17 protein-coding genes are annotated in these 14730 nt (G+C 34.7%); all 17 read right to left on the bottom strand.

The genetic code is table 11. The features are described from left to right. Nucleotides 1-17 precede the first annotated feature (17 nt). On the bottom strand, nucleotides 18-326 hold the full coding sequence (locus A9CBEGH2_RS11705) for a hypothetical protein (RefSeq protein WP_163052376.1): 309 nt from the start codon (nucleotides 324-326) through the stop codon (nucleotides 18-20). A gap of 130 nt (nucleotides 327-456) precedes the next feature. Next, nucleotides 457-2313: an ABC transporter ATP-binding protein gene (locus A9CBEGH2_RS11700; protein WP_163104874.1), complete on the bottom strand. Its 1857-nt coding sequence runs from the start codon at nucleotides 2311-2313 to the stop codon at nucleotides 457-459. Next, nucleotides 2313-4037, bottom strand: coding sequence for an ABC transporter ATP-binding protein (locus tag A9CBEGH2_RS11695; RefSeq protein WP_118277981.1), 1725 nt, complete (start codon nucleotides 4035-4037; stop codon nucleotides 2313-2315). Before A9CBEGH2_RS11695 ends, A9CBEGH2_RS11700 begins: the two co-directional genes overlap by 1 nt. A gap of 11 nt (nucleotides 4038-4048) precedes the next feature. Further along, nucleotides 4049-4471, bottom strand: coding sequence for a MarR family winged helix-turn-helix transcriptional regulator (locus A9CBEGH2_RS11690; protein ID WP_115715763.1), 423 nt, complete (start codon nucleotides 4469-4471; stop codon nucleotides 4049-4051). 153 nt (nucleotides 4472-4624) lie between these two features. Next, nucleotides 4625-6031, bottom strand: coding sequence for a cation:dicarboxylate symporter family transporter (locus A9CBEGH2_RS11685; protein ID WP_118277980.1), 1407 nt, complete (start codon nucleotides 6029-6031; stop codon nucleotides 4625-4627). 153 nt (nucleotides 6032-6184) lie between these two features. Then, on the bottom strand, nucleotides 6185-7132 hold the full coding sequence (locus A9CBEGH2_RS11680; RefSeq protein ID WP_115715765.1) for a TIGR03943 family putative permease subunit: 948 nt from the start codon (nucleotides 7130-7132) through the stop codon (nucleotides 6185-6187). Between the two features lie 12 nt (nucleotides 7133-7144). Next, nucleotides 7145-8218 (bottom strand): CobW family GTP-binding protein, encoded by a 1074-nt coding sequence (locus A9CBEGH2_RS11675; protein WP_115715766.1) that lies wholly within the window; start codon nucleotides 8216-8218, stop codon nucleotides 7145-7147. A gap of 226 nt (nucleotides 8219-8444) precedes the next feature. Continuing rightward, on the bottom strand, nucleotides 8445-10019 hold the full coding sequence (locus A9CBEGH2_RS11670) for an IS1182 family transposase (protein WP_115715574.1): 1575 nt from the start codon (nucleotides 10017-10019) through the stop codon (nucleotides 8445-8447). A gap of 90 nt (nucleotides 10020-10109) precedes the next feature. Further along, a complete protein-coding gene (locus A9CBEGH2_RS11665) occupies nucleotides 10110-10670 on the bottom strand; it encodes a ribonuclease E inhibitor RraB (RefSeq protein ID WP_115715767.1) in 561 nt (186 codons plus the stop codon). Between the two features lie 64 nt (nucleotides 10671-10734). Further along, complete coding sequence (locus tag A9CBEGH2_RS11660; protein WP_115715768.1) at nucleotides 10735-11313, bottom strand: O-methyltransferase; 579 nt, start codon at nucleotides 11311-11313, stop codon at nucleotides 10735-10737. A gap of 128 nt (nucleotides 11314-11441) precedes the next feature. Continuing rightward, nucleotides 11442-11807: a 50S ribosomal protein L17 gene (gene rplQ, locus A9CBEGH2_RS11655; RefSeq protein WP_115715769.1), complete on the bottom strand. Its 366-nt coding sequence runs from the start codon at nucleotides 11805-11807 to the stop codon at nucleotides 11442-11444. Nucleotides 11808-11831: 24 nt separating this feature from the next. Further along, nucleotides 11832-12791: a DNA-directed RNA polymerase subunit alpha gene (locus tag A9CBEGH2_RS11650; protein WP_115715770.1), complete on the bottom strand. Its 960-nt coding sequence runs from the start codon at nucleotides 12789-12791 to the stop codon at nucleotides 11832-11834. A 27-nt stretch (nucleotides 12792-12818) separates the two neighbouring features. Further along, a complete protein-coding gene (rpsK, locus tag A9CBEGH2_RS11645; RefSeq protein ID WP_115715771.1) occupies nucleotides 12819-13214 on the bottom strand; it encodes a 30S ribosomal protein S11 in 396 nt (131 codons plus the stop codon). A gap of 21 nt (nucleotides 13215-13235) precedes the next feature. Next, on the bottom strand, nucleotides 13236-13601 hold the full coding sequence (gene rpsM / locus A9CBEGH2_RS11640) for a 30S ribosomal protein S13 (RefSeq protein ID WP_118276565.1): 366 nt from the start codon (nucleotides 13599-13601) through the stop codon (nucleotides 13236-13238). Between the two features lie 17 nt (nucleotides 13602-13618). Next, entirely contained in the window at nucleotides 13619-13735 is a 117-nt protein-coding gene (gene rpmJ, locus A9CBEGH2_RS11635) for a 50S ribosomal protein L36 (RefSeq protein ID WP_115715773.1), read from the bottom strand. Nucleotides 13736-13758: 23 nt separating this feature from the next. Continuing rightward, entirely contained in the window at nucleotides 13759-13977 is a 219-nt protein-coding gene (infA, locus tag A9CBEGH2_RS11630; RefSeq protein ID WP_115715774.1) for a translation initiation factor IF-1, read from the bottom strand. Between the two features lie 20 nt (nucleotides 13978-13997). Then, entirely contained in the window at nucleotides 13998-14708 is a 711-nt protein-coding gene (gene map / locus A9CBEGH2_RS11625; RefSeq protein ID WP_456298098.1) for a type I methionyl aminopeptidase, read from the bottom strand. Nucleotides 14709-14730 lie beyond the last annotated feature (22 nt).

Below are 14730 nucleotides of genomic sequence, written 5' to 3'. Positions count from 1 at the left end.
ACTATCCATCCTTTACTTTATAGATTTATCATTTGAAATCGATCCATTGTTTCTTCTTTATTATCCATATTTTCAATAAACTGCAAATGTACTTCAAATGCTCGCCCTGCATTATTTAAGATTCCACTTTTTTTGTATATATTCATAGGATATGCGCCTTCTAAAAGCCAGTATTCCTCTCCATCTTCCATTTCAACAAGCCAGATGTTTGTATCTCCATCTTCGTTTGTCTTCGTATCCATAATCGCAATATCCTCAGCTAAAAGCGGCTGTAAAACTTCTTCTGCATATTCCATAAGTTGCTGTTTATGCATTTCTTCTATCATGTTTATCCCTTCTTCTTGAATTTATTACGTTTTTATTATAACAGATTTTGAATGCAAAGTAGGAAAATTAATTTCTTTCTTTTTTTCTTTCATGTTTTTCGGATATCAAAATAGACAGTCTAACGACTGTCTAGCTTAGTTCAAACTGTCCGGTATATAACTGATAGTATCTTCCTTTTTGTTGAAGAAGTTCTTCATGGCTTCCTCTTTCTATGATTTCTCCATGATCCAAAACCATGATCGCATCAGAATTACGTACAGTAGAAAGACGATGTGCAATGACAAATACCGTTCTTCCTTCCATTAGTTTATCCATTCCCTGCTCAATTAATTTTTCCGTTCTAGTATCTATAGAAGAAGTTGCTTCATCTAAAATTAAAACAGGAGGATCTGCAACCGCAGCTCGTGCAATTGCCAGCAATTGTCTTTGTCCTTGTGATAGATTGCTGCCATTGCCTTCCAGCATCGTATCATATCCATTCGGCAGACGTTTAATAAAGCTATGTGCATTTGCTAATTTTGCTGCCTCTATGATTTGCTCCATATCTGCATCTAAATTTCCATAACGGATATTATCCGCTATCGTACCCGTAAATAACTGTGTATCTTGTAAAACAACAGAAATAGAATGACGAAGATCTGCTTTCTGAATCAGTTTTACATCAATTCCATCATAGGTAATACTTCCACTTTTAATATCATAAAAACGATTGATTAAGTTTGTGATGGTTGTTTTTCCTGCTCCTGTACTACCTACAAAGGCAATTTTTTGTCCCGGTTTCGCATATACATGAATTCCTTTTAACACGGTTACATTGGAAGTATAACCAAAAACAACATCATGAAAACGTACATCCCCTTGTAAAGGAACAAGTTCTATTTGGTCTCCATGAGGATGACGCCATGCCCAATGACCTGTATGCTCTTTGCATTCCTCTAAACTTCCATCTTCCATAAGACGCACACTTGTTAATGTTACCTTTCCATCATCTACTTCTTCTTTTTCATCCATCATTGTAAAAATACGTTCAGCTCCAGCCATTGCTGCCAAAATAAAATTTAACTGCTGTGTAAACTGATTAATAGGTAATGCAGTTTGACGTACATAAACAAGATAAGATGCCAATGCACCTAACTGAATTTTTCCTGCTATCGCAAAAAAACCACCTATGCAGGCAACAACTGCATAATTGATATAAGAGATGGCGACAACCGTAGGTATCGTCTTTCCAGAATACGTTAAAGCTTTTGTCCCAGCTATACGAAGTCTTTCATTTCGTTCTTCAAATTCTTTAAAACTTATATCTTCATGGTTAAATACTTTTACAACCTTGCTTCCTTCCACCATTTCTTCTATAAAACCATTTAGTTTACCCATAGCTGCCTGCTGATGAGAGAAATAATATTTAGAGCGTTTACTGTAAAACTGTATTAAAAAATACATAATGATCATAAATATCATGACCAGCAAAGACAATTGCCAGTTTAGGATAAAGATGGCTGTTAGTGTACCTATGATCATCGTAAAACTTTGAATAAGGTTATCAAAACAGTTATTTAAAGCGTCCTGTAAAGTATCGATATCATTGGTAAATCGACTCATAATATCTCCATGAGTTTGTGAGTCAAAGAATCGCAAAGGAAGTTTTTGCATTTTCTTAAATAAATCCCTGCGGATTTCCTGTGTAATCTTTTGTGCTGTATGATGTGTCATCAACTGTTTATAAATAGCTGTAGCACATACCCCTGCACCATACATCAATGCCATAAATAAAATCACAGATACCAAACCATCATAATCTTTTGGTACGATATATTCATCAATAATAGGCTGCAACATATAAGTACCATATAAATTTGCCCCCGCACTGCATATAACAAGAATCCCTACAAGCAATAAAGAGAACTTATGATTCCCCATATATTTCATGAGTTTTCGTAATGTTTTCGCCATATTCTGCGGTTTTTTTCCTGTAGCTTTTGCCATTATAAACCAGCTCCTTCCAGCTGTGAAGTATAAATGTCCTGATAAACATAATCTTTCTTCAACAATTCTTCATGTGTTCCTATCGCATGTATTTTTCCATCATCTAAAATTACAATTTGATCGGCATGCATAATACTGCTTACACGCTGTGCAATAATGATTTTGGTTGTATCTTTTAAAGAAGCTAATCCTTCTTTTATTTTTGCTTCTGTACGAGTATCTACCGCACTGGTTGAATCATCAAAGATTAAAACCTTTGGATGTTTTAATAAGGCTCTGGCAATACATAAGCGCTGTTTTTGTCCACCTGATACATTTACTCCTCCCTGACCTAAATCATTCTCATAACCGTTTGGAAAGCTTTCTATAAACTCATCTGCACAGGCAACATGGCATGCCCAATCTAAATCTTCTTGGCTTGCCTGCTCATTTCCCCATAAAAGATTTTCTCGAATTGTTCCTGAAAACAAAGTATTTTTCTGTAAGACCATTCCAATCGCATCTCTTAGATGATGTAATGGATATTCTTTTACATTTTTTCCATCAATTCGAATCTCTCCTTCACTTACATCATATAAGCGAGGAATCAGCTGTACCAAAGTTGTTTTTGCGGAACCACATCCTCCTAAGATTCCAACTGTACTTCCTTTTTTTATATGCAAATTAATATCCTGTAAAACATATTCTTTCGCACTGTCTTGATATTTAAAATAAACATGATCAAAGACAATGTCTCCATTTTCCACCTGTGCCTGTTTTTCTTCATTTTCAGAAATATCAATAGATTCATCAAAAATTTCAATGATTCGCTCACAACTTGCAAGTGATCGAGTCAACATTAAAAACACATTGGAAATCATCATTAAAGAGTTTAATATTTGTAAAACATAACTTAAAAATCCTGTTAGCTCCCCAACTTTCATAGTTCCAACAAAAATCATATTTCCCCCAAACCAGAGTATACAGATAATTGTTGTATACATAACAAATTGAAACATTGGAAGATTCCATACAGAAGTTCGAAATGCCTTTTCACTGGAAGAGCGAAGATCTGCATTCACCTTTTCAAACTTCTCTTGTTCATAATCTCCTCTTACATAGGATTTCACAACTCTTATCGCATTTAAGTTTTCCTGTACAATCGTATTTACTCGATCAACAGATGTCTGCATCAAACGATACAATGGACCTACTTTTTTCACTATCAAAAATAAGCTTATTCCTAAAACCGGTATCGCAATCAGGAATACAATCGTTAATTTCGCATTGATGGAAAATGTTAAAAACAACGCGGTAATAAGCATGACGGGTGAGCGTACGATTGGTCGAATCCCATTGGATACTGCAGTTTGTAATATGGTAACATCACTTGTTAAACGTGTAATTAAACTTGATGTAGAAAAATGATCCATATTTGAAAAAGAAAAACTTTGAACTTTTCTAAATTCTGCTTTCCTTAATTCTGCCGCAAATCCCTGCCCTGCCATAGCTGCGTATTTTGCATAGAATACTCCTAACAGAAGTGCAAAAAAAGCACAGGCAATCATCAATATACCGCGTATAAAGATATAATGTGTATCCCTATTGGCAACACCTACATCAATGATATCTGCCATCAACATAGGAATGACAAGTTCAAATACCGTTTCTACCATAACGCATAAACAGCTCATAAACAAATATTTTTTATACCGGCTCATAAATGGCCATATTCTCTTCAACATGGAACTCCCTCCTAATTCATTTCTTTTCCACTTAAATTTTCATACATACGGTTTAAATAATCATAAAACTGTTCTTTTTCTCTTTCACTAAATCCTTGTAAAGAAAGCTGTTCTACTTTTTCACAGTGTGAATTCCAATGCTGTAAAGCTTTTTCTCCTTTTTCTGTGATACGAAGACATAATGCTCTTTTATTGTTTTTAGAAATTTCCTTTTCAAGAAATTCTTTTTCTTCTAATGCATTTAAAATTTTTGAAACTGTTGCACATTCTACATCACATGAAGAAGCTATATCTTTCAACATGCAATTTTGATGCGTTGCAACATAACGTAATATTTTGGGCTGTCCTGGTGATAATTCCTTCATTCCTTTTCGCAGTACATTTCTTTGCGCATGAAAGGATTTAAACATCATTAAATGAAACGGTATCTTCATGGTCATCACTCCTATTATTTAGCTTACTAACTATTAGCCTGCTAAATAATATATCTATGTTTATCTTCTGTCAAGTCTATTCCTATATACTCTTGAAAAAGAAAGACTGTATAGACAGCAATTCCCTTCTGCTATCTATACAGTCTTATAACTTTAATCATCTGCTTTTTCTAAATCAATTGTCTTATTATGATATATTTCCATATTCATAAGACCCAGCTGACGATCAACTAAAATTGCATTTGTCATAGAGCCACTTACATTCAACATCGTTCTTACCATATCGATAATTGGATCAATCGCCAGTATTGGAGTAATGAATGAAAAATATCCTCCTAATCCTGTACCAGATAAGCCAACTGATGCAGCCATAGTACTAGTACCCGGTATTCCTGCAATACCTATAGAGCCAATCGTAATAACTAATACTGCCATTAAAAAGAAACTAAAATCAATGGTCATTCCAGTTGTATTTGCTACATAAACAATTAGTAATGCAGGAAAGATTCCAGCACAGCCCTGCATTCCCGCTGTTGTACCAAAACTGGCAACAAAATTAGCTGTACCTGAAGAAACCCCCATCTCTTTTTCTAATACTTCGATAGTAGCAGGTAATACTCCTAAACTAGAACGTGATGTAAATGCCAATAACAAAGTGGAAAAGCTTTTCTTTAGATAAATAAATGGATTCACTTTATATATAGCCAGCATACATAACTGTACGACCATCATAACTCCACAAGAAACATAAATTAAAATAATAAATTTTCCCACTTCAATAATGCTGCTTATTCCACGCTGTGCAATCGTATTAGCAAGTAATGCTAAGACTGCATATGGCATAGCTTTTATTACCATCAGTGCCATACTAATAACAATCTTATGCAAAGCATCGATTAAATGAATAAAGCTACTTAAAATATCTGGATATTTTTTCTGCATCTTTCTTGCCGCAAGACCAATAAAAGTAGAGAAAATCACAATTCCTACAATGTTATTTTGTATCATAGCTTCTATAGGATTTGCAGGTATTAAATTTAGCAGAGTGGTTACAACAGGAACAATTTCTTTTGCGCTCGCACTTTCCTGCTGTATTGCATTTGCATCTCCACCTATATGGAATAATATTCCAAATAATAGTCCGATGATGGCCGCAACAGCAACCATTCCCATCGTTATTAGGATTCCTCTTTGCACTAGTTTTTTTACGTGTGTTCCTTCTTCCATATGTAAAATAACATGAATAATAGAAACCATGACAAGAGGAATCACCAGCATACGAATAAAGCCAACAAATCCATTTCCTATCAATCCATACCATAAGGTTGTTTCTCTGACAAAAGAAACACTTGATGGATCATTTACAAATCCAGACACCGCCTGTATCACAAACCCTATAATAAGCCCGGCAACTGTCGCAAATAATACACGTGTTGAAAAACTAATTTTCTTTTTAGCCATATTTTTTAATATAAGGGATATGCCTATAAAAACAAATAAGAATATAATTGTTTCTATATTACTGATTGAAATAAACTGAGTTAAAAAAGTATTTTCCATATGAACACCTACCTAAACTTTATTAGTTTATATGATACATAAAGATACTGGACATTACAAGTAATTTACATTTGTATAAAATTACCAATTAACAATAAAAAGAATGACATATCTTTATTTGCCACTCTTTTCAACGATTTAATTTTTAGTTATTTAAGTAAAGTACACATACTCATCTTCTAATGGTTCTGTTGTTTTTACTCTTTTCACATACATTACTGGAACATAGCCATTATATTCATCATCAAATTCAACTTTAATAACGGCGTTCATTTCTATCCATTCTTTTGGAAGCAACTTTGATGCTTGTTCAAAATGACATAATAATCCAATCAAAGAAGTATCATCAGCACAGCAAACCATCGCATAACGTCCAAATACGAATACATTCTGCATTCCATCCACATGAGTACTGATAACTTTACCTTTCATTGTTATTTCTTTATCATCGTAATCTTCAGGATGTTCCATAGCATCCATATACCACAATCCATAGTCATCATCAGAAATCACTAATTCCTTTGCTTGTTTGTCAAACGGTAATTCGTCTTCTTTCAAATCAACGATTTGACCATCTTTTGTTTCGTAAATTAATTGTGCTCCTTTGTTAACAGCCTTAATATTATTTCTTAAATATAGTTTCTTTGTATTCTCATCACAGCGATTGAAAATAATAGTTTCAGAATGCTGCAGCTGTGAATTCATGATAGATCGCATATTTGATAAATAAAGTTCAAATGAAGAAGCATCAACAGTTGATAGAATTTGAACTAAAAGCCAGTCAAATGGGAAATCTAGCGTATCTAAAAATTCTGTTACATTCCACATTCCATTAAATTCAATCATGACTCTTTCTGGTTCTATCATACTGTCACATTTCTTCATGAATTCATATGTTAAATCTTCCTTAGCTTCAACTATTACAATTGAAGTGTTTGTCTTTTTCTGAAATTCCTCATCGTAGCTTTCTACACCTTCTTCACAGACAAATAATAACGTTTTTTCACCGGTATTAAACCCTTCATCTAAAAGAGTATCTTTTATTAAAGAAGTTTTTCCACTCTCTAAGAAACCAGTAAACAGATATACAGGTACTGTCATTGTATATTCCTCCTACATCTTAAAAAGTTCTTTTAGTTTTTCTTCTTGTAATTTTGATCCGATTATACAAAAACGTCCTGTATATGTAGGCTGTCCTTCACGAATTTCATATTCATGAGGTACCAAATCAAAATACATCCATTTTCCCTCTTTATCTTCTAACATTCCTTTTGCACGTAATATTGTTCCATATTCATCGCTTTCTGATAATTGTTTTAAAATACTTTCAAGTTCTTCTTTATCATAGTGTTGAACAGTTTCCATTCCAACACTTGTAAATACTTCATCCGCATGGTGATGATGTTCATGTGTACATCCACAGCTATGCTTATGATGATGCTCATGGTTACAATCACATGCATGTCCATCATGTTCTTCATGGTCATGATGACATTCACAATGTTCATGAGTATGATGATGTTCATCATGGTTATGAACATGACCACACTCTGGACAAACTTCACTTTCCTGCAAAAGTTCATATTCCAAGTTGCCTTGATTTTCCATGACATTTAAAATTTCTTTACCATCTAGTTTATCCCACTCTGTTGTAATGATATGAGCAGCACCATTATGTTCTTTTAATTCATGAACTACTTCATGTAAATTTTCATCTGATAATTTTTGGCTTCGACTTAATACAATTGTTTTCGCATATTCGATTTGGTTATTAAAAAATTCTCCAAAGTTTTTCATATACATGTTACATTTTTGTGCATCTACAACCGTTGTAATACTATTAATTTCTAGTGTTGTATCTGCTACACCTTTTACTGCTTTCACTACATCAGACAATTTACCTACACCACTTGGTTCAATTATGATACGATCTGGAGAATATGTTTCTAGAACTTTTTTTAAAGCCTCTGAAAAATCTCCTACCAAAGAACAACAAATACAACCAGAATTCATTTCTTTTATTTCAATACCTGCATCTTTCAAGAATCCACCATCAATTCCAATTTCTCCAAATTCATTCTCGATTAATACTAGTTTTTCATTCTGCAGAGCTTCCTGCAATAATTTTTTGATCAACGTTGTTTTTCCAGCGCCCAAAAACCCTGAAATAATATCTATTTTCGTCATTAAAATTCCTTCTTTCTTTTATATCATGGTTTAGTATAACACTTTTTCTTATTTTTTCAATTTTCAGAAAAGGGGCTGTGACGAGTAAGAGAAATTATAGTTTCTCCGAAAATCACAGCTTTTTTTAATAATTCTTCCTGCTTTTGGGTATTTTAAAAACAACTATCCTTAAAATAGCTATTTTCTACCTTTGCTTTTCAATCTTCCCCCTGCTCATTGTGGAAAACTAATTCATATTTTTCACCTTTTTTCGATTATGGTACTTTCTTAGGTTATATCCTATACATACCAGAATCAATTCTACTTTTACTCCGCTTTCCCCTCGTCGATGAAGTCGCACATATTCAAAGTCCTGCTTGATATCCGCAAATGCCCCCTCTGCCTGTGCGCTGCGTTTCCTCATCAACATCTTTCCTTCTTCGCTCTTTAGATATTCATCTATTTCTGTATGCATCTTCTCTAATGCCGGTACGATCCTTGCACTTCTTCCATTTTTTGAAGTCGTGCATTTATTTCTTTGTGCACACCCACAACAGTTTTTATTTCTATAATACACTGTCATTTTTGGATACTGTCCCTGGAGATTTACTCCGATTCGCTCTTTTTCAAACACATGTCCTGCAGGACAAACTGGTGTTCCATCCTCCATGCGTTCCATATGCCGCAGCTGATAACGGTTCTTGTCAGTTACTTTTTCTTTCTTCTTTTCATATCCGCTATATTTCAATATGCCTTTGATCCCCTTGCTTTTACAGTAGCTGTAGTTTTCATAGCTCCCATATCCTGCATCCGTTACTTCCATCTTTGGATACTGCCCATACAGTTCTTTGTATCCTTCTGTAAATGGCTGCAGGGTTCTCATGTCGTTGGCATCACTGCTGATATACTGATAAGCGATGTACCCATTGTTTACTCCTATCTGTACATTATATCCAGGCTTGAACACATTCGTATGATTATAATAATCATATTTCATATGCATGAATGTGGCATCCGGATCCGTCTTGGAGAAACTGTTTCTTTCTCCAAGTATATCTTCCTGTATGGCATACTGCCACATCTTGACTGCACTTTTCTTCAGTTCATCGCACAATTTTGCGATCTCGTGTTTTCCTCTGCCTTTTCGGATATGTTCTTTTTCCTTCAGCCAGTTTTCAAGTGCTTCATCTATTTTTATCATATATTCGATATTTGGATATTTCAGAATCGAATAATGTATATCGATTTCATGTTTCTTAAAGTATCGGTTTACCTGTCTCAACAGTTCCATGCATTTCTGCCAGTGTCTTGGAAGATAACGCTTGCTCCAGCCTCTCCAGCAGAAAGTCATCTTATTGGCATTGGCCTCAAATTTCGTCCCGTCAATATAAAGAATCTGTTCTTCCAATGCCTTTTCATCTTGTACATACAGATAGATTTCTTTCGCAATGGTTTCTATCGATTCTTTCAGTGTGTTATTGATGAAGCGTTCAAAGCTCTTGTAGCTGGGAATGAAGCCGTTTGTGATACTGCGATAACGGACATCATAGCGGCAAAGTTTTTCCAGCTTGCGTAAAGAAGCGTAGCCGTCTTCAGCGAAGGCCATAAGAATGACGGTCAGCATCATGACAGGATCATAAGAACGAGAATCAAGATGATGGAAATCTATGAACTTACTCAGATCAATCCTCCTCAAGACTTCCAGGATCGTGATACTCAAATCATCCTTAAGGACATCGTTTTGAAAAGAAAATTCAAAATCCAGTAGCATATATGGCTGATATGCTGTATAATTTGGTTGGTTAATTTGAGTAATTGTCATACATAAATTATACCAAAAAAATACACCTTTTTCCTTATAGGATTGGGTGTATTTTTTTACCTTAGAGCTTTGATTTATCTGTCACAGCCCCTATCCATAAATAACTTTTGTTTCCCAGTTTTTATAAGTTCCCTTATTTTCTTTTGCTCGACTTGCTAAATATAAAATATTATCTACAAGTTTTTCTGTATTTATAGGAGATATATGTAAAACAACCAAATTTAAAGGCTCTTCTCCGGTAGAAATAACAAATCCACGATTAATTACTTCTTTTTTAAAATGTTCTAAGTCTACTTCGTTATAAAAACATACATTATGACGAACTGGTCTTTCCTTTGTAAGGATATCGCCTTCACTCGCTAATTCTTCAACTTTTGTATTATATTCATTTTTTAAATTTTCAACTTCAGTACTTGTTAAACTAGGATACTCATTATCCATTGTTATAGTATCATTATGTTCTGGTAAATCTTGAACTTCAGTTTCTGCTTTTTTAAAGCTGTTCTCTAAAATATCATCTTCGTTTTCTTCATCATAAAGAAGTCCCTGGTCTAAATCAACAACATGCTTCTTCTCTTCTTTTTTTAGCTTGTATACTGCAAAAGCAGCAACTCCTCCAAGAACTGCTAAAGCTGGAATTATTTTTTTCATTTACATCACCACTTTCTTTATATTATTGTATCACAAAACGAAATAAATAATACAAGAAAGAATCTTATTTTTTTCTGCTTATTCCGACACCATCACCAAACTCATAAAAAGTAGTATCAAAATCTTCTCTATTCTTCAAATAGTCAACAAAACGTTGAATTTTACCAACTAACTGTCTTAAGTTTCTATTTTTTACTAATTCCTTGTGTTCTACGAAACCATGAAATTTTAAATTATCTGTTATAATATATCCATCTTTTTTTAAATAACCTTCATATCTTTCAAAAAAACGTATATATTGAGCTTTCGCAGCATCTATGAAAATCATATCATAACTACCATTAACTACCGTTTCTAATGCATCTCCATAGATTATATTTATTTGTTTTTCTAATCCACTGCGTTGAATGTAATCCACTGCCTTTTTATATCGTTCTTCATCACGCTCTATCGTAGTAATATGAATATTCTTATTTAACTGTGCCATACGAATAGCTGAATACCCTATTGCACTTCCAATTTCTAAAATAGAAGTAATCTTATTTTCATTTATAAAGTTGCACATAAAATCAATTCCTTCTTTTTGCATAATAGGAACATCAAAATCTTTTGCATATGCTTCCATTTCTTCAATCAATGTCATGTATATTCACCTTATCCTTTATTTTGTAATATTGCCTAAAGAAAAATTCATCTAGTGTATGGTACCATTTTTTTCTTATTGATTCAATTCATAAATAGAAAAAAGGCTGATATTCAGCCTTTTATAAATTACTTAACCAATTCAATGATTGCCATTGGAGCAGCATCACCACGACGTACTCTAGTTTTGATTACTCTAGTATATCCACCATTACGATCTTTATATGCTGGACCAATTTCATCAAATAATTTCTGAAGAGCAGTCTGCCCAGTAGCTTCATTAACTACTACATCACGTACATAACTTGCAGCCTGACGACGTGCGTGAAGATCACCACGTTTTGCTAATGTAATCAGTTCATCTACAACAGTACGAAGTTCTTTTGCTTTCATTTCTGTAGTTTCAATCTGACCATAAGCAATTACAGATGTAGCCATGTTACGTAGCAATGCTTTACGGTGGTCAGCTTTACGTCCTAATTTACGATTCCACATTGGTTATTAGCCTCCTTCGTATTTCTATTCATATGATTTAAAGCTTAAGCCCAAATCATAAATTTTATCTTTAACTTCTTTCAATGATTTCTTACCTAAGTTACGAACTCTCATCATTTCATCTTCAGTTCTTTGTGTAAGCTCTTCTACGGTCTGAATACCTGCACGTTTTAAACAGTTATATGAACGAACAGAAAGATCAAGATCTTCAATCATCATTACAAGACCTTTGTTCTGTACTTCACCTTGAGCTTCCTTCATTAAAGATTCCATATCATTTACAGCTTCGTCAACACTTGTTAACAATTCTAAATGATCAATTAAAATCTTAGAAGATAATGCGATGGATTCTGCAGGACTAATTGAAGAATCAGTCCATACCTCCAAAGTAACTTTATCATAGTGTGCATCCTGACCAACACGAGTTGGATCTACACTATATGATACTTTTTCAATTGGAGTATAAATAGAATCTGTATAAATGATTCCTAAAGGCTGATTAGGTGTCTGATATAACTGTTTATTAGTATCAGCACTTACGTAACCACGCCCAATGCGTGCTTGCAGTTCCATTTCCAAAACTCCGCCTTCTTCCAATGTACAAATGTGTAAATCTTTACTTAACACTTCTACACCTTCTGGGCAAATAATATCAGCACCTGTTACTTCGCCTGGACCCTGTTTTGAAATTCTTAATGTATAAATTTCATCATCTTGAATTTTCATTACCAGAGTTTTAATATTTAAAATCATTGCCGTAACGTCTTCAACAATTCCTGGAATAGAAGTGAACTCATGGTACACTCCATCAACCTTAATTGAGAATACGGCAGCTCCCGGTAAAGAGGAGAGCAAAACACGTCTTAGTGCATTCCCAATAGTATATCCAAACCCTCTTTCCAAAGGTCCAAATACAAACTTACCGTAATGTTCTGAATCACTGTATTCTTTTACTTCAAAATGTGCACGTTCGAATTTTTGCATATTATACCTCCTCACTTACGCTATCTATTAACCACGTGGTCGTTTAGGTGGACGACAACCGTTGTGTGGAATTGGAGTTACATCATTAATCATTGTAATTTCTAATCCCGCAACCTGTAATGCTCTTACAGCTGCTTCACGTCCAGGTCCTGGACCTTTAACGTTTACAGATACCGTCTTCATACCATTTTCTATTGCAGCTTTACCTGCAGCTTCTCCAGCCATCTGAGCAGCAAATGGAGTAGATTTACGAGAACCTTTGAACCCTAATGCACCAGCGCTAGACCAAGCTACTGCGTTTCCACTTTCGTCAGTAATAGTAACGATGGTATTATTAAAAGTTGAGTGAATGTGCGCACATCCACGAGCAATATTCTTACGTGCCTTGCGTTTACGAGCGCCCGCTTTTACATTTTTTGCCATTATTTACTTCCTCCTATCGTCCTATTTCTTTTTGTTTGCTACTGTACGAACTGGACCTTTACGTGTACGAGCATTTGTTTTAGTACGCTGACCGCGAACCGGTAATCCTTTACGGTGACGGATCCCACGATAGCATCCAATTTCCATTAAACGTTTGATATTTAACGCTACTTCACGACGCAAATCACCTTCAACTTTGATTGCGTCAATTTCTGTACGAATTGCGTTAACCTGTTCGTCAGTTAAATCTTTTACACGAATATCTTCGCTAATTCCTGTTTTTGCTAGAATTTTTTCCGCAGTTGGGCGGCCAATTCCATAAATATAAGTTAATGATACTACAACGCGCTTATCGCGTGGTAAATCAACACCTGCAATACGAGCCATTTTACATTACACCTCCATTAGTTTCCTTGTCTTTGTTTGTGTTTTGGATTTTCGCAAATAACCATGATACGGCCTTTACGTTTGATAATGCGGCACTTATCGCATATTGGTTTGACAGATGGTCTTACTTTCATGCGTTTTCCTCCTTATTACCGACTTATTTGTGTCGGAATGTAATTCGCCCACGTGTTAAATCATAAGGTGAAATTTCTACAGTAACACGATCCCCTGGTAAAATGCGGATGTAGTGCATGCGGATTTTACCAGAAACGTGAGCCAGTATTTCGTGTCCATTTGGCAATTTCACTTTAAACATTGCATTTGGCAGAGTATCTGTAACAACCCCGTCAATTTCAATAACATCTTGCTTACCCATTATTTGAGTGTTCCTCCTCTTTAAACTTTTGTGAGTATTTCATACCCATCTTTTGTAATTACGATTGTATGTTCGAAGTGTACACCATTTTTACCATCTCTAGTGCCAACACCCCATCCATCCTTTAACAATCGTGTTTGCGGTCTTCCTGCTAGAACCATAGGCTCAATCGCAAAAGTCATACCTTCTTTAAGAATGATTCCATGACCTGCCGGACCAAAATTTGGAACTGTCGGATCTTCATGGACAGAAGTTCCAATGCCATGACCTGCATAATCTCTTGGCAACGAATAACCATGTTGAAAAACATATTCTCCGATAGCATGAGAAATATCAGTTAAATGATTCCCGACCTTTGCCATTTTTAAACCTTCATATAAAGATTTTTCTCCAATGTACATGAGTCGTTTTGTCTGCTCATCTACATTTCCAACAGCATATGTCCATGCCGAGTCTCCATGATACCCTTTATAACAGGCACCGATATCTACTGAAACAATGTCTCCGTCTTTTAGTACTGTATTATCAGGAATACCATGTACTATAACAGAATTTACAGATATACAAGCTGCAGCTGGAAAACCATATAAACCTTTAAAAGACGGATAACCGCCATTCTCAATAATTGTTTTTTCAACAATTTCATTTATCTCTTTGGTTTTTATTCCAGGATGTATAACTGATTGCGCTGCACGATGTGCAAGCGCAACAATTATACCTGCTTTTTTCATATATGTCAACTCCTGAATAGAC

Origin of the sequence: Amedibacterium intestinale (assembly GCF_010537335.1) — a bacterium.
GTDB lineage: Bacteria > Bacillota_I > Bacilli_A > Erysipelotrichales > Erysipelotrichaceae > Amedibacterium > Amedibacterium intestinale.
The sequence above is the reverse complement of the archived record's forward strand: the minus strand, read 5'-3'. Positions and strand labels throughout refer to the sequence as shown.